Raw genomic sequence first — 26,137 nt, forward strand, 5'->3', positions numbered from 1 at the left:
GTTCTATCATATAGCAGAGGGCGAAGAATTTTGGCTCTTATCATACTTTTAACCATTTACAAAACCGGGATGCTCCCGAAGAGCTTTCAGTTCTGATTCTGTTTCCCACATTTCAATCTTGACAACTCCTGACATTTTCGCTCTTTATATTTGGGTAGTAACTCACAAAAAGAACATCTACTAACTGTAGCACTTTTTTAGAAACTTGGTATAATTATTGAAACTCATTTGAAGCTTTGTGAATTTATTTTTTTATTATTTTTAACATTGTTAAATATTCTTTACTGATTGATACAAAAATATAATTAAATGATATTGATTTGAGTGCAATCGGATGGAGCCAAGGAGAGTAAAAGCCAATAAATAAATAAATTACACTTTATTAACTTTTAATATGTTTTAATATTTTTAGTGCATCCTAGATAGATCGGCATAGTCCGCTAAAAGCAAGCATAGCCTTTCTAAGATAGTGAACTTTTGGCGGTAGAAAAAGCCATTCTGACTCGCTGCCCTTGGCTCCTCTACGCTTTGTAGAAAAGTCCGGGCAAAAACTAAGCTAACTTTTGTTGAGTAAATTACTATGTTAGAATCAGCTCTAACAATAATTAAGTTTTAAAACCGGCCTGAACCTCACGCTCAATTCCCTTGCGATCGCTAGAATAACAATGACTATCAACTTAGCTGGCTATCAATTCGTTGAAACCCTCCACAGCGGGATCAGAACTTCAGTCGATCGCGCTCGCAAGGATTCGGACTTTTCCAGCGCGATCGTCAAAACGCTAAAGGCTGAGTATCCCACTCTTTCTGACATCACCCGCTTGCGACACGAATATCAAATTCTGCACAGCTTGAACGTAGAAGCGATCGTCAAAGCCATTAGTTTAGAAAGCTATAAAAACGGTTTAGCACTAATATTAGAAGATTCAGGCTCCGAGTCTCTCAACGATTGGATGAAGCGTAAAAAACTCACAATCATTCAATTTCTTTCTTTGGGTCTCCAGCTTGTCTCGGCATTAGCAGAAATCCATAAACATAACATTATTCATAAAGATGTAAAGCCACAAAATATTATCATCAACCCAGGCACTGAAAAAGTTAAAATTATTGATTTCAGCATCGCTTCGCGCCTGGAACGAGAAAATTCGACCCTCAGCCATCCAGATTTGCTCGAAGGCACACTCGCCTATATGTCGCCCGAACAAACTGGACGGATGAATCGGTCAATTGACTACCGCACTGATTTTTATTCACTAGGCGTTACCTTCTATGAAATGCTCACAGGCGAGTTGCCCTTTAATTCCACAGACCCGCTGGAATTGGTACACAGCCATATTGCCAAAACTCCCATTCCCCCTCACCAGCTAAATCCTGAAATCCCACCACAAATTTCAGCGATTGCGATGAAGTTATTAGCTAAAAATGCTGAAGACCGCTACCAAAGCACTGAGGGACTAAAATTTGACTTAGAAACTTGCTTGGTAAAACTACAGGCTAGCGGATATATTTCCAATTTTGTTGTTGGAAGTGCGGATAAAGCAGGGCAATTAAATATACCGCAAAAGCTCTACGGTCGCGACCAAGAAATTGAAAAAATTCTAGAAACTTTCGATCGCGTTGCCAGTGGCACCACCGAATTAATGCTGGTTTCCGGTTATTCCGGGATAGGCAAAACAGTTTTGGTCAATGAAGTTCACAAACCCATTGTGCGGCAACGAGGTTATTTTATTGCGGGGAAATTTGACCAGTTCAAGCGCAATATTCCTTATGCTTCCCTGATTCAAGCATTCCAATCCTTAACTCAGCAACTTCTAACCGAAGGCGAAGTAGAAATCCAAACTTGGAAAGAAAAACTGTTATCCGCTTTAGGCGATAACGGACAAGTCATTATTGATGTTATCCCTGAAGTCGAATTAATTATTGGCAAACAGCCACCCGTAGCTGAGCTAGGGGCAACTGAAGCTCAAAACCGTTTCAGTCGCGTCTTTAAACAATTCATTGGCGTATTTACGACTATTGACCATCCCTTAGTTATCTTCCTAGATGACTTGCAGTGGGCGGATTCGGCATCGTTGAAATTAATTGAATTGCTAATAACTGATTCTGATAGCAACTATTTATTGCTGATTGGGGCATATCGAGATAACGAAGTTTTTCCCACGCATCCGACGATGCAAACGATTGACAAAATTCGCCAAACTGGTGCGACGGTGAATAATATTGTCCTTCAACCATTACACCTGGTTCATGTCGAAGAATTAATTGCGGATACTTTAAATGAATCTGGCGGTTCGGAATCCCTGTCTGTAAAGACGCGAAATTTCGCGTCTCTACTTTTTAATAAAACGCAGGGCAATCCTTTCTTCTTAAGTCAACTCCTCAAAACTCTCTATCAAGAAGATTTGTTGACTTATAACTTCACCCCCCTAATCCCCCCTTCCCAAGGGGGGACAAAGGGGGGTTGGCAATGGAATATTGAGCAAATTCAAGCGATCGGCATCACCGATTACAATGTTGTCGAACTGATTGCTAGAAACATACGCAAATTGCCCGACTATACACAAAAAGTATTAAAATTTGCTGCTTGTATTGGCAACACTTTTAACTTAGAAGTTTTGGCGATTGTCAATCAGGAATCATCCTTACTCACGGCGGCGCAATTGTGGGAAGCACTTCAAGCTGGGTTGATTTTAGCTTTGAGCAATGAATACAAAATTCCCCTCGTATTTAGTCAGGAACAATCGGGCGGTTTTAGCTTAACTGATGTGAAGGTTGACTACAAGTTTTTACATGACCGAGTGCAGCAAGCTGCCTATTCTTTGATTCCAGATGAGCAGAAAAAAGAAACCCACTTAAAAATCGGTCAACTGCTGCTGCAAAGTACAACGCCAGAAGACCGAAAAGAAAATATTTTCGCTTTAGTTAACCAACTCAATTATGGTACTGACTTACTTACCACTGAATCCCAAAAATATGAACTAGCCGAATTGAATCTGATTGCAGGTCAGAAAGCGAAAGCTGCTACAGCCCACGATTCCGCCGTCAAATATTTGCAAGTAGGTTTATCTCTGCTAGCGGTAGATAGCTGGGAGAATCGGTATGAACTGACATTAAGTCTGCATGAGGAAGCAGCAGAATCAGCATATTTGAGTGGTGATTTTGACCGAATGCAGAGATTCGTTGAGATAGTACAAAACTGCGCCAAAACGCTATTGGACATAGTAAAAGTGTACGAAGTCCAGATTCAAGCTTATATGGCGCAGAACAAGCTGCTCGAAGCATTGAATACGGGGCTGCAAGTCTTAAAGCAGTTGGAGGTAGAGTTTCCCGACTCGCCAAACCCATCTGATATTGGACAGGCGCTGGGGGAAACTGCGGCAATTTTGAGCGGAACCCGAATTGAGGACTTAATCGAGCTCCCTGAAATGACCGATCCTTATCAATTAGCAGCGATCAGGATTTTGTCAAGTATATTTTCTGCTTGCTATTCTGGGATGCCCGTACTGGTGCCTTTAACAGTGTGCAAACAGGTCAATTTATCCGTTCAATATGGCAATGCTTCTGTGTCTCCTTTTGCATATGCGGTATACAGTCTTCTTCTTTGCGGGGCGGTAGGAGATATTGAGCGGGGCTATGAGTTCGGTCAATTAGCTTTACGTCTAGTGTCAAAGTTAAATGCCAAAGAAATCGAAGCCAAGACTTGCCACTTAGTGTATGCTGCCGTTCAACATTGGAAAGAACACGTCCGAAATACCTTAGAACCTTTCCTGTCAGCTTTCTCTGGCGGGCTAGAAACTGGAGATTTAGAATATGCTGGCTATGCCGTCATGGTGTGGAGTCATTACTCGTTTTTTGTTGGCAAGCAACTAATGCAACTCGAACGAGAGATAGCAACTTATACAGATGCCCTTCATAAAATTAGCCAAGAAACAGCGCTTAATAATACCAATATTTGTTGGCAAGCCGTCTTAAATATGATGGAAAAAAGCCAAAATTTAGGCCATTTAAAGGGGGAAGCTTACGACGAAGACAAAATGCTGCCGCTATATCAGCAAACTAACAACCAACTGGCAATTCATTACTTATACTTGCACAAACTTGCGCTTTGTTATGTGTTTGATAATTACGCGGAAGCTTTAAAAAATATCCCTCAAGTAGAAAGTTCTTTCGGAGCATCTACAGGGCAGCTAACTGTTGTTATCTTCTATTTCTACGATTCTCTAGTACGGCTAGCTGTGTATTCTGAAACTTCGCAGTCCGAGCAACACGACATTCTTAACCGAGTACAAGCTAATCAAGAAAAATTGCAAAAATGGGCATATTATGCCCCAATGAATCATTTGCATAAATTCTATTTAGTCGAGGCTGAAAAGCATCGGGTTTTAGGGGAAAAATTAGAGGCGATCGAGATGTACGATCGCGCGATCGCTCTGGCCAAAGAAAACGAGTACATCAACGAAGAAGCACTAGCTCACGAACTCGCTGCTAAATTCTATTTTTCCTGGGGTAAAGAAAAGATTGCCCGCAATTACATGACCGATGCTTATTATGCCTATATGCGCTGGGGAGCTTTAGCTAAAGTTAAACATCTCGAAGAAAAATACCCGCAATTAATAGCGCGATCGCCTGCAGTCACGGAAACCCCTTTCAACCCTACGATGACAATTGCTCCTTTGACCATTTCAGGCGGTCAAACAGAGTTGCTAGACTTGGCAACTGTAATGAAAGCATCTAGTGCCATTTCTAGCGAAATTGTTCTACCTAACTTGCTCATCAAGTTAATGAATATTTTGATAGAAAACGCAGGCGCTGAAACAGGCTCGCTTATTCTCTCAAAAGAGGGTCAACTTGTTATAGAAGCGGCGGGGACTAAAGATCAAGTGCGAGTCCTAGAATCTTTACCAGTATCAACTTCTGGGCTAGTGCCTATCTCCGTACTTAATTACGTCACCAGAACTCATAAAGATGTCGTTTTAAATGATTCGGGCCTTGATGATATCTTTAACGCCGACCCCTACATTGCCCAACACAAACCAAAATCAATTTTGTGTGCGCCTATCCTATCTCAAGGTAAGTTAAGTGCCATCCTGTACCTAGAAAACAACGTGATTGCGGGCGCTTTCACCCCGAAGCGGGTAGAAGTGTTGCGGATGCTATCGGGACAAGCTGCGATCGCCTTAGAAAATGCCAACCTCTATCACACTTTAGAAGTCAAAGTAGAAGAGCGAACCGAGGAATTAAAAGCCAAAAATACGCGCCTAGAAGTAGAAATTCAAGAGAGACAGCGAGCCGAGCAAGCCGCCGAAGCAGCCAACCGCGCCAAGAGCCAATTTCTCGCCAACATGAGCCACGAACTTCGCACACCGCTCAATGGCATTTTAGGTTATACCCAAATCCTCAAACGAGACACAGATTTAACCAGTCAGCAAATTTCTGGTATTAACATCATTCATCAGTGTGGCGAACACCTCCTAACTCTAATCAATGACGTTCTAGACCTCTCCAAAATCGAAGCCGGAAAAATGGAACTCTACCTCACCGAGTTTCACCTGTCAGACTTTCTCCAAGGCATTACTGAAATCTGCCAGATTCGCGCCCAACAGAAGGGAATCTCTTTGATTTACGAACCGCTAACTCGACTTCCCACTTGCGTCCAAGCCGATGAAAAAAGATTGCGGCAAATTCTCATCAACTTACTCGGTAATGCCATAAAATTCACCGAAAAAGGAGGCGTTAGTTTTAAAGTAGACAGACTGGAGACTCAGCAATCTTTGTCATCACCAATCCCCAATCCCCAATCCCTAACAGCGAAATTTATTTTCCAAGTAGAAGATACAGGCATTGGCATCGCGCCGGACGAACTCTCAAAAATATTTTTGCCCTTCGAGCAAGCCAGCGGTTCAGATCGCCAGATAGAGGGAACAGGATTAGGGCTGCCAATTAGTCGCCAATTAGTGGAGATGATGGGCGGCGAACTGAAAGTACAAAGCTCTTTAGGTAAAGGCAGTATTTTCTGGTTTGAGTTAGAGTTGCCTATTACCGAAAGTTGGGAAAGGGATCAAAAAGAACCTCCTGAAAAAATTATCAGGAGTTTCTCAGGCGAGCGGCGGAAAATTTTAGTGGTTGACGATCGCTGGCAAAATCGATCTGTCCTAGTTAATCTTTTAGCTCCCATTGGGTTTGAATTAATGGAGGCAACGGACGGTCTAGACTGCGTGAATAAAGCGCTGTTATTTAAACCGGACTGTATTATAATTGACTTAGTAATGCCAGTCATGGACGGCTTTGAAGCGGTGAGGCGGATCAGAAAAATCCCTGCATTGAAGGATGCGATCGCGATCGGAACTTCTGCTAGCATTTTATCCGGCGATTCCCACAGCATTTTCCAGGCTGGTTGCAACGCTTTTCTGCTCAAACCAATTCTGGCAGAAAAGTTATTAGAATGCTTGGGCAACCATTTAGGTTTAGAATGGATTTATGAGGAGCGAACAACTTTCAGTTCAGAAGGTATCTTCACCGAACTCCCTTCCCAAATCCAAGACCAACCACTGATTGCTCCCCCTTCGGAAGAAGTTGCAGTCCTGTTCGATTTAGCCATGAAAGGTGAACTCCTCAGTATTGAGCAGCGAGCCAGCAAGCTGAAGGCAATAGATATGCGTTATGCACCTTTTGCCAATCAGTTGCTTGAATTAAGCAAAAACTTTGAAGAAGACAAATTAGTAGAATTTGTTCAACAGTTTAGATGAGGACTAAAAATGACTAGGGAATCTTTAGACAGAGGAACCATTTTAATTGTGGATGATACGCCCACTAATCTGGGTTCAGTATTGGATTTTTTGACCGCATCTGGCTTCACTGTTTGGGTAGCTCGCAGTGGGTATAGCGCTCTCAAAAAAGTGCAATATTGCCAGCCGGATTTAATTTTGTTGGATGTTCTGATGCCAGAGATGGACGGATTTAAAACCTGTCAAAATCTGAAAGCGAATGACTTAACTAAAGATATCCCAGTCATTTTTATGACCGCGCTGGACGATACAGAAAGCAAAGTCCAAGGCTTTAACGTGGGGGGAGTTGATTATATCACTAAGCCCCTTCAACACGAAGAAGTTTTAGCTCGCGCTATCACGCACCTGAATCTGCGAAATCTAACTAAAAAGCTTCAGGCGCAAATTGTCGAGCGCGAGCGAGCGCAAGCCGACCTACAAGTTTTGGCACAAGAGCTAGAGACGCGAGTAGAACAGCGCACCGCTGAACTTTCCCAAACGAATGAACGCCTCAAGCAGGAGGCTGCTGAACGCAAGCTCGCAGAAGCAGCTTTGCAAGCATCGGAAGCGCGAGAGCGGCACAAAGCCCTACAGCTCGAAAATTCCCTGCACGAACTCAAGCACGTGCAAAGCCAGCTCATTCAGAGCGAAAAAATGTCCGGGCTAGGCCAACTCGTAGCTGGCGTAGCTCATGAAATCAATAATCCAATTAATTTTATTTATGGAAATCTTTCCTATGCTCTGGAATATTCAAAAGCTTTGGTCACTATCCTTGACCTCTACGAAAAGCACTATCCTCATCCGCCTCAAGATATACAAGCAGAAATCGTGGCAAGCGAGCTAAATTATCTCAAAGACGACTTGCCTAAATTGTTCAAATCTATGTACTTAGGAGCCGATCGCATCCGCGAAATCGTTTTATCTTTGCGCCTCTTCGCACGGCAAGAAGGATATGAAATGAGAGCGGTCAACCTTCACGAAGGCATGGACAGCACGCTGATGATTTTACAGAGCCGGCTAAAATTTAACTCAGACCGCCCCTCGATTGAAGTGGTGCGGGACTATTGCCCAAACCTGCCCGAAGTGGACTGTTATGGGGGAGAAATGAATCAGGTATTTATGAATATACTTGCAAATGCGATCGATGCTATTGACGAGTGGAACACGCAGAGATCGCTAGAAGAAATTAAAGCGAATCCTAGCGTGATTCGGATTAGCACAGAAATAACCAGCAACAATTATGTAGCTGTCCGAATTGTGGACAATGGGCCAGGGATCTCGGAAGAGGTTCGTCGCCACGTATTTAACCCGTTTTTTACGACAAAACCCCCCGGTAAGGGCACAGGGATTGGGTTGTCGATTAGCTGGCAAATTGTAGTGGAAAAACACCGGGGAAGCTTGGGGTGTATTTCTGCACCAGGCGGGGGAACAGAGTTTACTATTGAGATTCCGATTCGGCAGGAGTCTCCTGTCTTGTCGCTGTCAGCTTGATATAATGTCGGGTATCTTCATCCATCATTGTGCGCTGTGATGGGGAATCGCGGGGTTTCTGCGATTGCCCATCACAGCGCACAATTACCAACAAGAAAATTCGGGTGCCCGCGTAGCGGTGTATGTAACACCTAACTAACTGTCCGAAGATTCATCGGATTGTGGCTGTTTCTGAGTATCTTTTTCCCCGGCAATAAATCCTTCTGTATCCTGCTTTAATTCTGATACAAGTGCGCCTCGATCGCGCCAAGCTTCGGCATTTTCTGGTTTGATGGCAATAGCTCGATCGTAAGCTGCCATTGCTTCCTCATAGCGCTTTAATTCTGACAAAGCTGTACCCAAGTGGTGCCAAGCATCGTAGGAGTCAGGCTTAATAGCAATCGCTTTCTCATAAGCTGCGATCGCTTCTTCATGGCGCTGCAATTTGGTCAAAGATTCGCCTTTACCAAACCAAGCTTCGTAACACTCTGAATTAAGGGTAATTGCTGATTCGTAAGAGGCAATTGCTGCTTCGTGCTGCGACAGTTTCTCGAAAGCTACGCCTCGGTTGTGCCACACTTCAAAATCCTGCGGTTTAAGGGCTATTGCTTTGTCGTAGGATTCGATCGATTCTTGATATCGCTGCAATTTTCCGAGCACAGCAGCTCTATTGTACCAAACTTCGTATTTATCCGGCCGGATGCCGATCGCCCGATCGTAAGAATCAATAGCATCACTGTAGCCCAGGAGTCTCCACAGCATATTGCCTCGATTGTACCAAGTTTCGTATCTGTTGGGATTGAGTTCAAGAGCGCGATCGTAAGATTCGACTGCTGCTGCGTACTGCTGTATTTTGCCCAGCATCGCACCTCGGTTGTGCCAAATTTCGCTGTCGGTTGCTTTGATAGCGAGGGCGCGATCGTAACTGGCGATCGCTTCTTCGTAATGCTGCAATTGACCCAACAAAGCCGCTATACTGTGCCAACAAGCGTATTTTCGGGATTCGCTCGAACTTGCTCGCTCGTAACAGGCGATCGCCTCTTCGTACTTCTGCAATTTGGCCAGCAAACTCGCTTTACTATACCATGCTTCGTAGTTATCCGGTTTAATTAATATTGCTTGGTCGTAACAGGCGAGTGCTTCTTCCATGCGCTGCAATTTTACTAACACATTTCCGCGCCAATACCAAGCCTCATGCAAAAATTTATTCGCTAAAACAGCTTTTTCCAAGCAGACTAATGCTTCATCATAATTGCCTTGAAAATAAAGCCCTTCGGCTTGCTTGATATAATCGTCAGCAATCAATTTTTCGTCGTTAGCAGGTGCAGTTTTCGATTTTTGGGAATTGTTTAAGGCCGGTTGAGGTGCGATTTTGAGAGCTTCTTTGGCAACAACTGCGGGAACTTGGGAAATTTCTTGAACAATTTGATATTTTTTCTCGTCAACTTCTTTCAGCAAAACTTGCAGGTGCATGATAAATTGAGATTTGAGAGTCTCAATTTGCTCGACGGAAGATTTGGAAAGTTCAGTTTCTCTAGTTAAAAAATCAAGGGATTGTTTAGCTGCACCCATTTGCGCTTCTAATTCATCCTTTAACTTTTGAGTCAGTTGGCTAGAATTTCTGAGCTCGGACTCCAATACACCAATGCCCTGCAATCGTTTATTGGCATCAGCAACCAACTGTTTGATTATCAGCCGTCGCATCATCCAAAAAAATGCAATTGTCACTGGTGGAAATACAGTACCAAGAATTAGCAAAATATTGAGCAGAGTTATGGTACTGTTAAAACCATATCCAGATTCAGCACTGCCACTAGACGGGGAGATAAAAGCGAAAACCTCGCGAACTTGAGGATTGCTTTCAGCCCCGGTTTCGATTAATTTAGCCAGCCAGGTTTCTTGTAAAGATTTTGTTAGTTCATCGCCGGATGCAGCAGGAGTATTCGCCTTGCTTTTTGCACTAGGAGATACATCGGGTTGAGCGGCCGCTACCAGCAAACCTGTCGGCGATTTGACAGCAATTCGCGGGGAAAATTGTTCGTGAGCGATCGTCTCAGGCTCGCTAATTGGCTCAGCCCGACGGGATACGGTAATATTTGGGGAAAATTGTTCGTGGGCGATCGTCTCAGGCTCGCTAATTGACTCAGCCGGACGCGATTCAGTATTATTTACGGCATCAACAAAGTTGCTAGCTTGCGGTGTCTCAGGAGAAATAGGAGGTGCAGCAGGATTGGCGCTAGTATTAGCAGTTAAATTGTGGGATGCGAGGGCAGCCAGACTCAAGAGAGCTAGATTAGAGACGCGCATAAACGTCAACTCATTTAGGAGAAATTAGTGCTTAGTTGTCAGCGATCGGGCGATCGACCTCATAGTCTCAGCAGTTAGAATAGCTGGCATGAGGAATGCTGACTTACTATCTCCAAAATACGGGCGGAGTCTGACTTTTCAGGAAAAGTGCCAATAATTCTGGCTGTGGAACTTTTTTGAAAAAATATATTCTCGTGCCTAATCCGGTTGAATAACCCTCGGAATCATCATAAAAATTCATACGGGATGCGGGAAACTCAGCGGCTTTAGCCCGCTCGTGGGAAGCGACACGGGGACTGAAGTCCCCGTTTTCTTTCTTAATTAGCAGAATGATGTGGATCTTCGATGTATTTTTTAACGACTTCACTACTAATATTACCAGCGGTACTAACAAAATAGCTGCTCGTCCATAAAGACGGCAGCTTTTTTAGTTCTGGAAATTCAGCCCTTAAATCATGACTAGAGCGCCCCTTGAAGGATTTAACAACTAATGCGGGTGTATCCATCGGCTTAACCGCCACGAATAAATGTACGTGATCTGGTGCTACTTCCAACGCTAAAATATCCCAGCCTTTCTCGATTGAAAGCGCTAAAAATATTTCACGCAGTCTAGTCGCTAGGCCGCCGACCAGAACTTTCTTTCGGCGTTTGGGGATAAACACAAAATGGTAATTAAGCAAGAACTTGACGTGGTTGTGAGTCTGATACTCTGGAAGTGGCAACATAAAGTTTTGTTGTTATGAGTTGACTTGTCCACTATACTCGTCCAAGCTAAACAAATCAACTAAGTTTTAGGAAAAAGGGTTGGCTAAAGTTAAAAAAACAATGGGAGTACAGCAAGTATTACTGTCTCCCACCAAAGAAGTTGAAGCCGTGTTGCAGTATCTCTGTCGGCAATCCGGTAAGTTGTACAATAGCGCCGTTTATTTCGCTCGCCAGACGTTTTTCAAGACTGGAAAACTACTGACTGGAAAATTCGACTTGTCTTTTGAGTCGTCAGTTTCTAAGTCGATGGTTGCCAAGTCGTTACCTTCGACACCCATGCAGCAAACTTTGATGTCGGTAGCGGAAGCGTTTAAGAGTTTCAAAGAGCTGAAAGTCTTACACGGTGAAGGTAAATTGCATTTTAGACCTAAACCTCCGGGCTACCTAACAGGTTCTAAGTTGTTCAAAGTTGCCTACCCAAATTCGGGAGGATTAAAGCCAGCGCTTGTCGGTAATCAGTTGCGATTTTCTCTGGGTTTGACAGTACGACGCTGGTTTGGGATTTCTGAAATTTTTCTCCCTATGCCATCAAACATTGATTGCTCAAAAGTTAAAGAATTTACAATCCTTCCCAAAAATGGCGCTTTCTACTTGGAAATGTCTTACGAATTAGAATGCCAGCAGCATAATTTAGATTACAATCAAGCGCTATCAATCGATTTGGGAACTGCTGACAATTTGGCAGCTTGCGTTGATACACTCGGAAATTCTTTCTTGATTGATGCTCGCGACATGAAGGCGATGAACCAGTTATGGAATAAGAAAGTAGCGACCAGGAAAGAAGAAAAGCCCACGGGGTATTGGGATAGCTGGCTAGACCGCGTAACTCGCAAACGCAATCACCAAATGCGTAATGGCATTAATAAAGCTGCAAAGTTAATCGTTGACCATTGCTTGAAACACGGTATCGGTAATCTAGTAATTGGATGGAATCAAGGGTTTAAGTCTAATGCCGATATGGGTAAATTGAACAATCAAAAGTTTGTTCAGATGCCTTTGGGTAAATTGAAAGACCGACTCAGCCAATTGTGCAATTTGCACGGCATTAAGTTCACGGAAACAGAGGAAGCATACAGTTCCAAAGCTAGCTTTCTTGATGGAGACTCCCTACCCAGATATGGTGAAAAACCGCCTGGGTGGAAAGCATCTGGAAAACGAATCAAACGTGGATTGTATCGCTCAGCCGATGGAACTATAATTAACGCAGACTTAAACGGTGCGGGCAATATTATAAGAAAAGTAGCCAGTAAGTTAGGTGTAAAACTTGACCGACTGAGTAGACGGTGCTTGACCACCGTAGCGAGAATCAGACTTTGGTAATAACTAAAGTTATTCTGTCAGCAAAATCTCAGTGGCTTCAGCCCTGAGAGTGTCAATAGGCTGGTAGGGCCGGGTTCACCAATCTGCACAATTAGCCAAAGATCCGGGTGAACCAGACCCGATTTTTAGCTCTAAACCTTAGCTAAAACCGCTTCCGGCTGCTGACTTTGTGCCGCCACTTCTTCTAAATCCGCGCCAAAAATTTCACAGCTATTATTTGGACTTTCAATCAGCTTAATCTTGTGCAACTGGGCGCCCAATTCCCGAACGGGCGATCGCAACAATTGCCCGATCCGAACAGCAATATTCTCCGCAGTCGGCACAACGTTCTCAAAATAAGCAATATCCTTATTTAAAAAAGTGTGATCGAAGGGTTCAACAACATAATCGTCAATGGCTTTTTGTAAAGCTCCCAAATCAGCAATCATGCCAGTCCGCGCATCAATTTCCCCTTTAACAGTCACCTCTAAATGATAGTTGTGACCGTGACCGTTGGGACGAGCACATTTGCCGTAAATTTCCGAGTTTTCTTCAAAGCTCAAATCGGGACGAGCCAACCGATGGGCGGCGCTAAAATGAGTGGACAAAGTTAGATAAGCTTCCATTCCGTTTCCTAAATATTCAGCCCAAAGTTCGGGATGTTCAAACAATTGAATTTTGCTCACAGGTAAATGAGGGGCTAGCCGCAGCCAAATTTGCCGTGCTATGTTTTCGGTAGTTGGCAGAGTCTGCTCAAATTCCGGCCACGCTTCGTTGAGAAAGGAAAAATCGAGATCCTTGGTAACTTCCCGTTTGATGACGTGCTTGACATCAGACAGGTTGAGCACCATGCCGTACTCGTCGAGTTCTCCTATCATGGAAACGTAAAGGACGTAATTGTGTCCGTGTCCCGGTGCGCGGGCAGTTGGGCCAAACCGCTCAAAGTTCTCGGCTTCGCTCAACTCCGGCAGCCAGTACCGGTGACTCGCCGAAAACTGTGCCCGACGATTGATGATGCACTGCATAAAAGTCAAGTAGGGTAAGCTTGTTAAGTTCTGTAAAGGACTCGCTTCTTAAGGATAAACTAATTTTTGCTGGAATTTTTCAATAATTTGAGGGTGCTGTAAATGAATTTCTACCAATTTTCCCAATATTGGCAACAAGTGGTCGATCGAGCCGCCGGGCCATTTTACGCCACAACACAGATATCCGGCAGAAAATACCGCTACAAAACAGTTTCTCGCCATCAGTTGCTAACCCATCAGTTACCAGCCTTTGAGAAAGTGCGTGAAACGGATCTATCCCGAACGCGCGAAGCGGGCCCGTTGCGGTAGGGAATGGACCTTTTTTGCAACACAGGGCACTCCACAGTTCGAGTTTTTCGCCTAAGCTCTGCAATAGTTAGCAGTTGGCGGTTCAGTTGCGCTCAAAACTAATCACCAATTACCCCTTACCAAATATTAATGAATTGGATTACTTCACGAGCCGATCGCTTTTTTGAAAATTGGTCGGGTGCGATGACAACCCCCCTCTTCTATATCGGGGACGCTCATCTGTCCATCAGTGCGATCGTCCAACTGATAGTTTTAGCTATATTTGCCTTCATTCTAGCTAAGATTATCAGTGAAGGAATCAAGCGCAGCCTGCTAGTTCGGATGGGATTGGATCGCGGCAGTCGAGAAGCAATTTCCACCATCATTAGCTATATTTTAGCAACTCTTGGCTGTATATTCGTCCTGCAAAGTGCCGGCATCAACCTCACTTCTCTCACCGTCTTAGCTGGCGTTGTCGGCATTGGTTTCGGCTTCGGCTTGCAAAATCTCGCCAGCAACTTTATCAGCGGTCTCACCCTGCTATTCGAGCACCAAATTAGAGTCGGAGACTTTATTGAAATAGACAAGTTATTAGGAACAGTAGAAACAATTTCGATCCGCTCTACAATAATTAAAACAATTGACGGTCTATTTGTAATCATACCAAACATTAAGTTTGTCGAAACTAACATTATTAACTGGAGTTACAAAGACCCCAGATGCCGCATCCACATCCCCGTCGGCGTTGCTTACGGCTCTGACCCAGTAATAGTTACGGAAGCGCTATTAATTGCGGCGCGGATGGAATCGAATGTCTTATCCCATCCTTCTCCTAAAGTATGGTTTTGCGGTTTTGGAGATAACGCTTTAAATTTTGAACTTTTAGTTTGGATTGACCAGCCACAGGAAAGCGATGCTATTAAAAGTGCAGTGAATTTTTTAATAGATTACGAATTTCGCCACCGAAATATCGAAATTCCCTTTCCACAGCGGGATTTGTGGCTGCGAAACCCCCAAGAGTTCACTCAACTTTTTCACAATAACAAAGACGATAATTCCAACGGCAAACTTTTTCCGCAGAATGCCACACATTCTACAGAACTAAAATCTAATTCCACGGTTTCCGATCATAAAAAGTCAGGGTCTAAATCCCCTAATAATTGGACGCTGCGAGATTTGTTGCGGCGAGTAACTTATTTTGAACAGTGTACGGATTTAGAACTGCGACAGTTAATTGAATACGGCTACCGACAACTGTTTCCAGCGGGACAGGTTGTATGTAAAGAAAATGACCCTGGCGATTCTTTTTATATTATTCTTTCGGGTACTGTAGAAGTTCTTTCTCAAAAAGCCGATCAGTATATTGCTACGCTTCACGAGGGCGAGTTTTTTGGGGAAATATCTTTGCTGTTGGGAACTCCGAGAACGGCGACTGTTAAAACTAGCGAAGATGCAATTTTGTTTGTGGTGGAACGCCACGACTTGCAAAAACTTTTAATAGAACAGCCGAACTTAGCCGATCAGATTGCTCAAAAATTGTCGGAACGCCAGCAAGCTTTGAGAGATTTGGGATTGTTAGATGGCGACTCTTTGGGACAAACTCCTTTTATTAAAATTCGCAAGCGAATTCAAGTTCTTTTTGGAATTTGAAATAAGGAAGTTCGGCAACGGATTATGTAACGGATGTAACGGATGTAACGGATGAATGCTGAGGGAATTGGGCAAACAGGCCAAACAGGGCATTGGCCAAACAGGGCATTGGCCAAACAGGGCAATTCTCCCACTCTCCCACTCTCCCACTCTCGCCTCTCCTTGACTAACTAACTTTTAATTTTTAATTCATCCTGTGCTTCCCGCCGCAGTCTAGCGGCAATTCTAAACAGTTCTTGGCCGGTGTGCAAGTGGCGATCGTCATAATTGAGGGTAAATAGCTGCAATTCTTCTATTCCGTCTCCGACTTGATTGATGCTGTAGTAGAGATGGGCCGCAACTCCGGCTACATTAGATGGATTGGGCATCGATGTAAGAAAGTTATGAGCTTTTTTGAGATACTCGCGGCTGGTTTCGATATAAAGTTGAAACTTTTCTATCAGTTCGTCATCAAACGGATCTGCTGACAATTCGTCTATTTCTTTTTTAAGCGGCTTCAAGATGCTGTTGAGCATTCTATTGACGGGTTTGTATACTTTAATCAGCCACTGTTCCATTTGTTCGTCAGCGTCCCTTGCTGTTTGTGTTTGCTGGCGGCTGACGTTTGGTGCGACTGGTGATTGCTGTTCGGTTTGCTCGAAAAGTTGGCGATCGTAAGATTGTCTGTGCTGGGCGTCTCCTAATATTTCATAGGCTGCATTGAGGCGGACAATCTCTTCGTGACCGGCTGTGTCGCTGTTGCTGTCTGGATGAAATAATTTGACTAAACGGCGGTATGCTTGTTTAATCTCGGCTTGTGTTGCGGTTGGGCTAATCTTTAGGGTTTTGTAGTGATTGATAACGGAAGACACGCTGTTATTTCCTTGAAATCTGGATAATCTGCGAAAAAGTCCTTGACAAGAGTTTCATAATTTGCTAAGACAATAGCTATTTACTTGACATAAAAAAATGTCAAGTGTAACTAAAAAACCTCAGTTTTAAAATTATAGCAGTCGTCAAATGGGTTAGGGAAAATTATTGTAGGGCGGGCGCTACTATCATCTCATCCGATTAGGAGAAATCTCACCCGCAGCAACACCCTACTGCCATTACTATGTATTAACCGCCAAGGCGGTTGCTATTTTACATCCTTCCAATCCGTTATACTCATCGGTTGGCAAATTGCTAATTGCGTGTTGGTGCGGGTGAGTACCTCAAGCTTGTTGAAAACCGCCCGATCATTTTTTTTGCCTTTGCATAACTAAAAATTAAGCAATGGATAGTAACTACTTAATCTTGTCGTGATAGTTTTTTAGTGACCTTAACAGAAAGTCAAAGTAATTATCTTTGAGTCACTCAGGGAAATCAAAATCATGGCACTTAAACTGCAAATTATCGATGCTTCCAACCTTGAGGGTGGAGTTCCAGCGATCGACAGCAACCTCAAAGATACCGATCGACCTCCATCTGAAGACAAGGAGACTCAGGATTTATCTGTTCGCACAGCTTCACTGCTACAATATGAGTCTTTTTTACTGACAAATAGCAATGAAAATTTCACCGTTACTCCTGGCTCACTCAAGGGAATACTGGGGGGGATTTCGGCGCTGGGCGGTAACGACAATATTGTGGGAAGTGTTGATTCAGAGGCAATTAATGGGAATTCTGGTAATGATTCACTGTCTGGTGTTGGCGGAAATGACACCCTAATGGGCGGTCAAGGTAATGATATATTGCTAGGCGGAGAGGGGAACGATTTTCTCAGTGGAGACAAAGGTTTAGATACTCTCACGGGCGGTGTCGGAAATGATACGTTTTTGTTGCGTCGCACTCAGGGTGCTGATATTATTACTGATTTGGGAGCGGGCGATCGCTTGACTTTGGAAAGTCAACTGCAATTCTCGGATTTGTTGATTACTAGCACCGCGACAAATACAGCAATCAGCCTCCGAGACGGCACATTGTTGGCAACAATAGATGGAGTACAAGCTATTAACCAAAACAATTTTGTTGCACTACCCCGCCGCCCTTTAATTATCGGACATCGCGGCGCAAGTGGCTACCGCCCCGAACATACCCTAGCTGCCTACGAATTGGCGATCGAGATGGGCGCAGACTTCATTGAACCCGACTTAGTTTCCACTAAAGATGGAGTGTTAGTTGCCCGCCACGAAAATGAAATTTCGGGGACGACTGATATTGCAAAAAGGCCGGAATTTGCCGATCGCAAACGCAAAAAGACAATTGACGGTCAAGAAGTAGAAGGTTGGTTTACAGAAGATTTGACTTTAGCAGAAATCAAAAGTTTGCGGGCGCGAGAACGGTTGCCAGAGTTGCGGGGGACCGCATTTGACGGTCAATTTCCGGTTCCTACACTTCAAGAAGTAATTGATTTAGCTAAGCGCAAAAGTGCCGAAAAAGGGCGGACTGTTGGAATTTATCCAGAGACAAAACACCCGACTTATTTTAAGTCAGTTAATTTGCCTTTAGAGCAGCCGTTAGTGCAAGTGCTGTCTGCTAATGGATATACCAAACGCACAGATCCGGTGTTTATCCAATCCTTTGAAGTGGGGAATCTCAAAGAGTTAAATCGCTTGACAGACTTGCCCCTGGTGCAGTTAATGGATGACTTTGGAGCAAAGCCTTATGATTTTGTAGTGAGTGGCGATCGCCGTACCTACCGCGATTTAATGACAACCCAAGGGTTGGCAGAAATCAAAACCTATGCGGACGGAATCGGGCCTTGGAAGCGGACAATAGTGGTCGAAGGTGCAGATAAGAAATTACAGCCAGCTAATAGTTTAATCACCGATGCTCACCAGGCTGGCTTATTAGTTCACCCTTACACTTTCCGCAATGAATCTCCTACTTATTTGGCTTCAGAATATGGCGGTAATCCAGCTTTGGAGTACGAACAATTTTACCGCTTAGGTGTAGACGGTGTGTTTAGCGATTTTCCCGATACAGCTTTTAATGCAGCGACGCGGCTTTATCCTTTCTCAAGTGTAGACTCTCTAAGAGGCGTGAGTTTGTAGGCATTGGATTATACCAGTTGCCAAAAAGGAAAGCAGGGCGTACTTTTGTAACGCCCTGTTCTGAGTTTGTGCGACTTGGGCCGGAAACTGACCTAGTTGAGGGCCATCGCCAGATTGAGTTCTGGATCTTGGAACAAGGGAGTGCTCAGATAGCGTTCGCCGAAGCTAGGCTGAATCATCACAATCAATTTCCCTGCATTTTCGGGACGCTTGCCGACTTTCACAGCCGCACATAGTGCCGCACCGCTGGAAATACCGGACAAAAGTCCTTCTTCTCTGGCCAAGCGGCGGCCATAGGCGATCGCCTCGTCATCCGTAACAACTATAATTTCGTCGATCGAATCCACATTCAGCACCGGCGGCACAAAACCAGCACCGATACCTTGAATTTTGTGAGGCCCTGGCTTTCCGCCCGACAGTATCTGACTGTTGGCCGGCTCAACGGCGATCGCCTTAAACTCGGGTTTCCGGGACTTAATCACCTCTGCGACACCCGTAATCGTTCCGCCGGTGCCGACTCCCGAAATCAGGAAATCCACTTCGCCGTCTGTATCTTCCCAAATTTCCTCAGCCGTTGTGGAACGGTGAACCTGGGGGTTTGCTGGATTCCGAAACTGCTGCAACATATACGCATTGGGAGTTTTGTCCACAATCTCTTGAGCGCGGCGAATGCAGCCGCTCATGCCCTCAATTCCGGGAGTCAGTTCTAGTTGGGCCCCGTAAGCTCGCAGCATCGATCGGCGTTCCGTGCTCATCGTATCCGGCATCGTCAAAATCAACTGGTAGCCCTTAGCCGCCGCCACCATTGCCAGAGCAATTCCGGTATTGCCAGAAGTCGGTTCCACTAAAACCGTTTTGCCTGGACTAATCAGCCCTTCTGCCTCGGCTTGATTGACCATATTGACACCGATGCGGTCTTTCACCGATGATGCTGGATTCATGCCTTCGAGTTTTACCACAATCCGAGCCACGCAGCCTTCGGCTTGGGGAATGCGGTTGAGTTGCACCAGGGGCGTCCGCCCTACCAATTCTGTAATGTCGCCAGCAATACGCATAATCTTTGTCAGTTTGTGGTTGAAAGTAAATCTTAATTCCTAGTTGGCAATACTAACTAGATGTAATACATGATATCGAGCTGCCGTCTGCCATTGCGCTTTTCGCACAGATCCTGTAGCGTGTATTTTTGCAACACTGAGTTGGCAATCGATCGAGCTTCTTGCCAAACTTCCCAAATCACCGCACTTTCTACAGTTTGAGCAGGCGAGTCTTTTTCAGAGCGATCGAACTCTGAGCCTTCGAGGCAGTTGATAATTTCTAGCAGTGTAATTTTCCAGGGTTCCCTGGCCAAGATATAACCTCCCTTAGCTCCTCGCTGGCTGCGAATCAGCCCGCAGCGTCTCATGGTAGCCAGCAACTGCTCTAAATATCGATCGGGAATATTTTGCTGAGCCGCTATCTGGCGAATTTGCAGAGGCTCGCCTTCTTCGTAGCAATCGGCAAGCTCCAGCAAAGCTAAGATTGCGTATTCGCTTTTACAGGAGAGTTCTACCATAATTGCTTCAAATACCAGAATTATCAACTCCGAAGTCAGATGTTAAAATTCTCCTCAATGTTGAGTTCCAAATTCTAACTCCTAACTTTACCTTTTATTATACCCCGGTTTTCCACTGAACTTAATCGACTTTCATCACAGAAGCGTTAGGACGATCGGCAATCTGAACTCAACCAACCCAGTTTCTCGTTTCGACTCCCTCCCCTTCCACCACAGCCTTACCTCCTGAAACCGGGTTTCTGCGTCTATGACTGATAATTTTAAATTTTTAAGAGATTGTCGGCGCCCTATTCATCCGGCAAACAAAAAAGCCCTGCAGCAGACAGGGCTAAACTTGGCCTTTAGAGTTGCCAGCAGAGAGGGTATGACCCCCCTGCCTCTTCTAACCCGCTCTTAGAACGTGAAAGTAGTTCTCAGAGTACCAATAATGATGTCGTCGTTACGGTCATCTTGATTGGGATTCGTCACCCAAATCACGCCCGGAGTAACAGAAATGTTGTCCGATAGCTGAAACTTGTAGAACCCTTCGACGTGATACGAATTATCGTTGCGGAAGCTCCGCAAACTGCTTGCAGCTTCAAGTTTATCCAAGTAAGGCTCACGACCTACCACGAACCCTAGCAAGTTGCCTTCTTTCCCTAAATCAGGCAAAGCCAAGGTGACAGCGTAGTTCCAAATTCTCGCATCGCCGATGCCGAGAATGCGGGCATTGGTTAAACCAGCCCAGCCACCCAGGATAAATCTCGGGCTCAGTCGCAGCGAAGCCTGAGCACCGTAGGAGTTGCTGACAACTTTGCGAGCCTGGAAGCCATCAAAGCCCTCGCTCAAACCGTTGAGAGAATTAGCCACGCCGGTACCTGTGAAACCGCCGAGACTGCCTGGCCCATTCGATAAAGCATTGTCAAACCCAAAGTTACCTCTGCTAAAGTAACCGTGGTTGTAGTTGAAAGCAACTTGCAAGTTGCGTCCGGGGGTAAAAGTCAACTGACCCATCGCCGCGTAGTCGCCGTTCGTCAAGCCTGCACCCCTAGCCGGACTGGCTGCATTTGACGCCAAATAACCGAAGGACAGAGAAGTCGGGCCGAACACGCCGCCCAGCAAGCCCCTGCCACCGAATGCATAGTCAAAACCGATACCTGCGCCACCGCCCAAACGATAAATCGGGTTCCGCTGTCCAAAGGTGCTCAATGACCCGTTACCGCCGTCAAAGTCTTCAAAGTAAGGGTTGACAGTCGGCATAATGTCGTCCCAAACGCCAGCGTTGGCTATCAGGCTAACGTTCAGTCGCTGACCGACGGGGAACTTGTACAGCAAGGTGTCGAGGGCAACAACGTTGTCGGTTCTGCCGACAAAATTCCAAGTTTGAGTGCCTTCGCTGGTAGCCCCAAGGTTAAATCTTTGACCGTTGCCGACTTGAAGCCTGGTCAGCAGCAAGTCTCTGCCGGTGAAGCTGGTATTTAAATTGAGACGCACCCGCTGTTGGAAGACAGCTTCGTTGTTGTCGCTGCCGATTCTTTCGCCGTCTCTGCCAAAAACGCTAACGTCGCTACTAAAGTCGTCGCTGAGAGCGAAAATTGCTTCCCCAGTCAGCTTAGTAGTGGTGGAGAATTGGTTGGCTTCGAGTTCGGCTGTCCGAGCTTCCAAAGCATCGACGCGACCGCGCAGGGTTGCCAGTTCCGCTGCAAATTCTTCTTGGAGCCGTTGGAGGGCTGCCAAGTCATCTCTCGTAGCGAAGTTGCCAGTGCCACCTCTAATTAGCTCGCTTACCTTGTCTAAGCAAGCATTTAAACCGGCTGCGAATTCGTAGCGGGTCATTGCCCGGTTGCCGCGGAAGGTGCCGTCGGGATAACCGGCAATACAGCCGTAGCGCTCGACTAGGGATTGCAGTGCTTGAAAGGCCCAGTCTGTGGGCCGCACGTCGGAAAGTTGGGAAACAGAGGTGACTTGACCTTGAGTTTCGCCGCCGGCAGCACCTTCGCTGCTGTACTCGTTGAGCTGTTCTAATGTGGCGGCTGGGTTTTGCTCTTGTGGTGCGGCAGTTTGGGCTAAAGATTCAGCCGGTTGTGGCAAACTTTGTTCTGCCGACTCTGCCACTGCCGGGGCTGGAGTTTCTAATTGAACTGCACCGATTTGCTCTGGGAGAGCGGTAGCTGCCGGGGCTGGAATTTCTAGTTGGGCTGCCGGGGCAGAATTTTCTACTGGTTGAGCTACTGTTTGCTCAACTGCGGCTAAAGATTCACTTGTAGGTTGTGATGCCGCTTGGGGCTCGGCCTCAGCAGGGGCTGTGTTGGCTCCGACGATCGCACTTTCAGTTGCAGGCGTGGCCACATCTGCCATCGCTGCCTGGGTTTCGCTGCCAGCGACTTGGGAAATTTCTTCTACTGGCTCGGAGGCGGCAGTTGTTTCGGAAACAGCAGCTAAAGCATTTAGTTTCGCTTCGGAGGTTTCAGCGGTTTCAGCTTTGGCGGCAGCGGGATTGAGCGCATCAGCAGCCTGCTGAGCGTCTGCTGCCATCGCGCTCGAAGAAACTACTAGGGTAGCTCCTAAGACTGCTGGGCTGATTAGTAAGTAACTCCACAAAAATTTCGACATATTCACTCTCATCCTCACACCGATTACAGAGAAACTTTTCTAGTCTTCTATGTGGTCAGTCGTTGCTCAACTAGCATACTCTAAAAAGAGACCTAAAATTCACTTTTTCTTTTGATTCTTTCGGGCTGACCGAGTATATAGATGTGACTGACTGCTGCAGAGAGCCTGTTTTTTAACCTGTACTCAACTGCTTCAAAACCTTACCCGACTTGGGCTGTGGATTGATTTGACTGCTGACCCTGGATAGCGCCCGATCGCCTCTTTACTTTTTAGCACAGCACGCCCCACTCGTCTAGGCTGATTCGACTTTAACATCCAAGCTGTGTCCGAGAACGCTAAAGACTTGGCGGTTATCGAACAGTTCTAACAAATCGGCGTTGATTTTATTGTGAGCTGCTTCTTGCCGCAAAATTTTCATCGCTGCCTCTGTTCGCAGAGCTCGCTTGTAGGGGCGATCGCCTGCTGTCAGGGCGTCGTAAATATCGGCGATCGTCATCAATTGCGCTTGAATTGGAATTTCTGACTTGTTTAAACCTCGCGGATAGCCTGTGCCGTCGAGTTTTTCGTGATGTCCGTAGGCAATGTCTGGAACATTTTTTAAATCTTTTGTCCAAGGAATTTGTTTGAGAAACTCGTAAGTGTGAGTTACATGAGATTCTATTTCCGATCGTTCTTCCGGCGTCAGGTTGCCCCTCGACACCATCAATTGCAATATCTCGTCTGGGTTCAGCAGGGGTTTCTTTGCCCCATCTATATCTCTGTAAGTTTGTCGAGCAATCTCTCGCAGTTGAGCTAGGGGTTCTGCTGCCAAAATGTGAGGCTCGTTTGCCTCTAGCAGCACTTCCCAGTATTCTGCTAATCGGGTTTTCGCCTCTGCTAGCTTAGTGTCTAGCTGTTCGATTTCCTGGCATTGAGCGCACTCTTGCTCCTGGCTTGGGTGTTTTCGGTAAGCAGAATGCTCCAGCAAGTATTTATATTTAGACTGGACGCATTCCATTTCCATCGTCCGCTGAGCTAAGCCAAAGCGGTGGCGAATGATTTCTAGCTGTGCGGGGTAGAGCTTTTTCTGCTTGGTCAAAACTGCTTCGGGCACTCCAATTTTGCCAAAATCGTGCAGCAGGGCGGCGTAGCGAAGTTCTTGAATTTGGCGGTTGTTAAAGTAAATAGAGCGCAGTCGTCCGCTGCTGACGGTGTTTACTTCTTCTGACAGGCGTACTGTCAGGGCTGCTACTCGTTCTGAATGACCGTAGGTACAGGGGTCTCTGGCTTCTATGACTTGCACCGAGGCTTTGACGAAGCCCTCGAACAAATGTTCTATGCTGTCTTGGAGTTGATTGCGCTCGATCGAGATTGCTGCTTGAGAAGCGAGCGATCGAACTATCCTTTCTTCCCACTCCGAATACGGCTGCGTCGCTTCCCAGGCATTGTCTGCTGTCAGCACCGTATCAGCCTTTGTTTTGCGGTTGATCAGTTGCAGTACACCTATTGTCTCCCCCTGTCGGTTTTGCATCGGCAGTACCATTACCGAGCAAGTGCGGTAATTAATATCCCTGTCAAAACTGCTATCTAGCCGGTAGGGTACGCCGGCTGGTAAGTCGTAGGCATCAGATAGGTTCAAACTTTGACCTGTTATTGCCACGTATCCCGCCAAGCTTTTGTCTGTCAGTGGCAGAGCAAACTCTTTAAACGACAGGCTGGGTTTAGAACCGTTTTGCGCTACCTTGAACAGCAGCTTAGGTGTTTCGTCGCTGTGATCTACTAAGTAAACACTGCCAGCATCGCTGTAGGTAATTTCTCTACTTTTGGATAAAATTAAGTTTAACAAGTCGCCCAAATCTTGGGCGCTCGACAGAGCCGCGCCAATATCTAAAAGCTTTTCTATCAGATGGGTTTTTTCGGCTGCAGCAGACTCGTTCTTGAACTCTGGCTTTTCAAATACGATCATGGTCGGATGATGGGGAATAGCCTTTTATAGATTGAACGTTTGGCCTCTCGACTTTTTAGCACCCGATTCTAACCCCCAGTCGATTTTTTATTGGCCAGCTTTCCGCGAGCGGGGACTCTTGTTGGGTCAGCGGGCACTCTTTTAATCTAGCGTAGAAATCTCTTGGGCTAGCGCAAAGTCTTTCTCAGTTAAGCCTCCGGCATCGTGAGTTGTCAAGTTAAGTGTAACTTTGTTGTAGGAAATTTCTATATCTGGGTGATGCGCTGCGGCTTCTGAGGGGGCGACCAACTTATTCACAAAGGCGATCGCTTCTATAAAATCTTTAAATACACGGGTAGAGCGCAGTTGTTTGCCTTCAACCGTCCAGCCTGACAATTGACTGGCGCGCTCTTGAATTTCAGTATTGTTAAGTAGGTCAGCCATAATTTATTTTACTTTGGGATTAGCAATGGCAGATTAATAGCCCACCTGCGGAAAATCCTACCAAAAACTATCCGCTCTCACCAATAGCGTTTAGTCTCAAGTTTTCCTACTCAAGATTTAACACTATTTGAGGTGAGAGCGGTCTAGCGGGTCTTCAGATTAGAACCTGACTGCCGGGAGAATCCCTAGCTCAGCCTGGTTCCCCGTGGAAGTCGTTTCCCGTTGGAGACGACGGCTGACTGCTAGTGAGCGGCCCCGGCGCACAGCCGGTAGTTTCCAATCTGATGACCCATGCGTTTACTACTTTCTATCATGGGCATCACCTCCAGGTTTAGCTAAATGGCTTAATATTGGAACGCACATCACCTAAATACAAGATTTAAGGTGATGATTTGTGCGCTAGCCATTGCCAGCGTTACCGAAAGAACTTGCGTTCTGAGTATCATTCCAGTAGTCACAATTATCAGAATAACACAAGAAATTAGAAGTGGGGGAGGCAAATTGAGAATTTTGCAAGATCGGGGGAAATTAGTGCTGCTGCAAGGTCTTCGATCGATCTCTACAGCAATTGGACGATCGCAGTTTCAGCCATTTGCCTATATTTTCTTCAGAATCCGGGCTGTGCGGTTATCAGGTGCAGGGCCACTCTGGGGGCTGGGAAAGGCCGATCGATTTCTTGCCAGATAGGAGACTTCACCAGAAACTATAGAGAAACGAGTTGTTCTAGGTACAGGCAGAGTTTGTTTTTGTACAAAATCAACTTTTTTTAGGGCGCTAATTCGATCGAATCCTGGAAACAAAAAGCTCCCGCCACAAGACAGGAGCTTTTTAAGCATTAAGGGTAAAGCCTAAACTGCTTTATCTTACCCTTTTAAAATGTTGGAAATTTTGATATTTCGCCCAGATTACAGAGCGTTACCGCGAGGCAGAACTTCTTCAGGGAAGATGAAGTTTTCGTGAGGTTGGTCTGTCGGAGCCATCCAAGCACGAATGCCTTCGTTAAGCAGAATGTTCTTAGTGTAGAACGTTTCAAACTCAGGATCTTC

At 45.5% G+C, this 26,137-nt stretch carries 16 protein-coding genes and 1 pseudogene; 7 read left to right on the forward strand and 10 right to left on the reverse strand.

The window, feature by feature from the left end:
* Positions 1-665: 665 nt before the first annotated feature.
* Both QUB16_RS26790 and QUB16_RS26795 read left to right on the forward strand, forming a co-directional pair.
* The gene (locus tag QUB16_RS26790) at positions 666-6,743 is read left to right on the forward strand and encodes an AAA family ATPase (RefSeq protein WP_333320861.1); all 6,078 of its coding nucleotides are present in this window, start codon (positions 666-668) and stop codon (positions 6,741-6,743) included.
* A gap of 9 nt (positions 6,744-6,752) precedes the next feature.
* Positions 6,753-8,252 carry a response regulator gene (locus tag QUB16_RS26795; protein WP_333320863.1) on the forward strand — a complete coding sequence of 500 codons (1,500 nt, stop codon included), beginning with the start codon at positions 6,753-6,755 and terminating at the stop codon, positions 8,250-8,252.
* Positions 8,253-8,387: 135 nt separating this feature from the next.
* Here QUB16_RS26795 and QUB16_RS26800 read toward each other — a convergent pair whose 3' ends face one another.
* Complete coding sequence (locus tag QUB16_RS26800; protein WP_333320865.1) at positions 8,388-10,538, reverse strand: tetratricopeptide repeat protein; 2,151 nt, start codon at positions 10,536-10,538, stop codon at positions 8,388-8,390.
* 317 nt (positions 10,539-10,855) lie between these two features.
* Positions 10,856-11,263, reverse strand: a complete 408-nt coding sequence (gene tnpA, locus QUB16_RS26805) for an IS200/IS605 family transposase (RefSeq protein ID WP_333320867.1) — start codon at positions 11,261-11,263, stop codon at positions 10,856-10,858.
* A 79-nt stretch (positions 11,264-11,342) separates the two neighbouring features.
* On the opposite strand from tnpA, the gene QUB16_RS26810 reads away from it, so the two are divergent.
* Entirely contained in the window at positions 11,343-12,623 is a 1,281-nt protein-coding gene (locus tag QUB16_RS26810) for a transposase (protein ID WP_333320869.1), read from the forward strand.
* Positions 12,624-12,754: 131 nt separating this feature from the next.
* On the opposite strand, the gene QUB16_RS26815 is transcribed toward QUB16_RS26810, so the two are convergent.
* Positions 12,755-13,627 carry a 6-carboxytetrahydropterin synthase gene (locus QUB16_RS26815; RefSeq protein ID WP_333320871.1) on the reverse strand — a complete coding sequence of 291 codons (873 nt, stop codon included), beginning with the start codon at positions 13,625-13,627 and terminating at the stop codon, positions 12,755-12,757.
* A 102-nt stretch (positions 13,628-13,729) separates the two neighbouring features.
* Here QUB16_RS26815 and QUB16_RS26820 point away from each other — a divergent pair, with 102 nt between their 5' ends.
* Both QUB16_RS26820 and QUB16_RS26825 read left to right on the forward strand, forming a co-directional pair.
* Positions 13,730-13,936 (forward strand): hypothetical protein, encoded by a 207-nt coding sequence (locus tag QUB16_RS26820; protein ID WP_333320873.1) that lies wholly within the window; start codon positions 13,730-13,732, stop codon positions 13,934-13,936.
* A 129-nt stretch (positions 13,937-14,065) separates the two neighbouring features.
* Positions 14,066-15,565, forward strand: coding sequence for a cyclic nucleotide-binding domain-containing protein (locus QUB16_RS26825; protein WP_333320874.1), 1,500 nt, complete (start codon positions 14,066-14,068; stop codon positions 15,563-15,565).
* Between the two features lie 170 nt (positions 15,566-15,735).
* On the opposite strand, the gene QUB16_RS26830 is transcribed toward QUB16_RS26825, so the two are convergent.
* Positions 15,736-16,416, reverse strand: a complete 681-nt coding sequence (locus tag QUB16_RS26830) for a J domain-containing protein (protein WP_333320877.1) — start codon at positions 16,414-16,416, stop codon at positions 15,736-15,738.
* Positions 16,417-16,917: 501 nt separating this feature from the next.
* Here QUB16_RS26830 and QUB16_RS26835 point away from each other — a divergent pair.
* Complete coding sequence (locus QUB16_RS26835; RefSeq protein ID WP_333320879.1) at positions 16,918-18,579, forward strand: glycerophosphodiester phosphodiesterase family protein; 1,662 nt, start codon at positions 16,918-16,920, stop codon at positions 18,577-18,579.
* 92 nt (positions 18,580-18,671) lie between these two features.
* Here QUB16_RS26835 and cysK read toward each other — a convergent pair whose 3' ends face one another.
* From cysK to QUB16_RS26860, 5 genes are all read right to left on the reverse strand, one after another.
* Positions 18,672-19,634 carry a cysteine synthase A gene (gene cysK / locus QUB16_RS26840; protein WP_333320881.1) on the reverse strand — a complete coding sequence of 321 codons (963 nt, stop codon included), beginning with the start codon at positions 19,632-19,634 and terminating at the stop codon, positions 18,672-18,674.
* A gap of 56 nt (positions 19,635-19,690) precedes the next feature.
* Positions 19,691-20,131, reverse strand: coding sequence for an Rrf2 family transcriptional regulator (locus QUB16_RS26845; RefSeq protein ID WP_242716025.1), 441 nt, complete (start codon positions 20,129-20,131; stop codon positions 19,691-19,693).
* A 393-nt stretch (positions 20,132-20,524) separates the two neighbouring features.
* Positions 20,525-22,723, reverse strand: coding sequence for an iron uptake porin (locus QUB16_RS26850; protein ID WP_333320883.1), 2,199 nt, complete (start codon positions 22,721-22,723; stop codon positions 20,525-20,527).
* 292 nt (positions 22,724-23,015) lie between these two features.
* On the reverse strand, positions 23,016-24,668 hold the full coding sequence (locus QUB16_RS26855; protein ID WP_333320885.1) for an HD domain-containing phosphohydrolase: 1,653 nt from the start codon (positions 24,666-24,668) through the stop codon (positions 23,016-23,018).
* Between the two features lie 141 nt (positions 24,669-24,809).
* Positions 24,810-25,091, reverse strand: a complete 282-nt coding sequence (locus QUB16_RS26860; protein WP_333102235.1) for a 4a-hydroxytetrahydrobiopterin dehydratase — start codon at positions 25,089-25,091, stop codon at positions 24,810-24,812.
* A 387-nt stretch (positions 25,092-25,478) separates the two neighbouring features.
* On the opposite strand from QUB16_RS26860, the gene QUB16_RS26865 reads away from it, so the two are divergent.
* Positions 25,479-25,778: a hypothetical protein gene (locus QUB16_RS26865; RefSeq protein ID WP_333320887.1), complete on the forward strand. Its 300-nt coding sequence runs from the start codon at positions 25,479-25,481 to the stop codon at positions 25,776-25,778.
* Positions 25,779-25,996: 218 nt separating this feature from the next.
* Here the strand turns inward: QUB16_RS26865 and QUB16_RS26870 are convergent.
* Positions 25,997-26,137: pseudogene (locus QUB16_RS26870) on the reverse strand (photosystem II D2 protein (photosystem q(a) protein)); the annotation flags it as partial.

Source organism: Microcoleus sp. D3_18a_C4, from assembly GCF_036702415.1.
Classification (GTDB): Bacteria; Cyanobacteriota; Cyanobacteriia; order Cyanobacteriales; family Microcoleaceae; genus Microcoleus.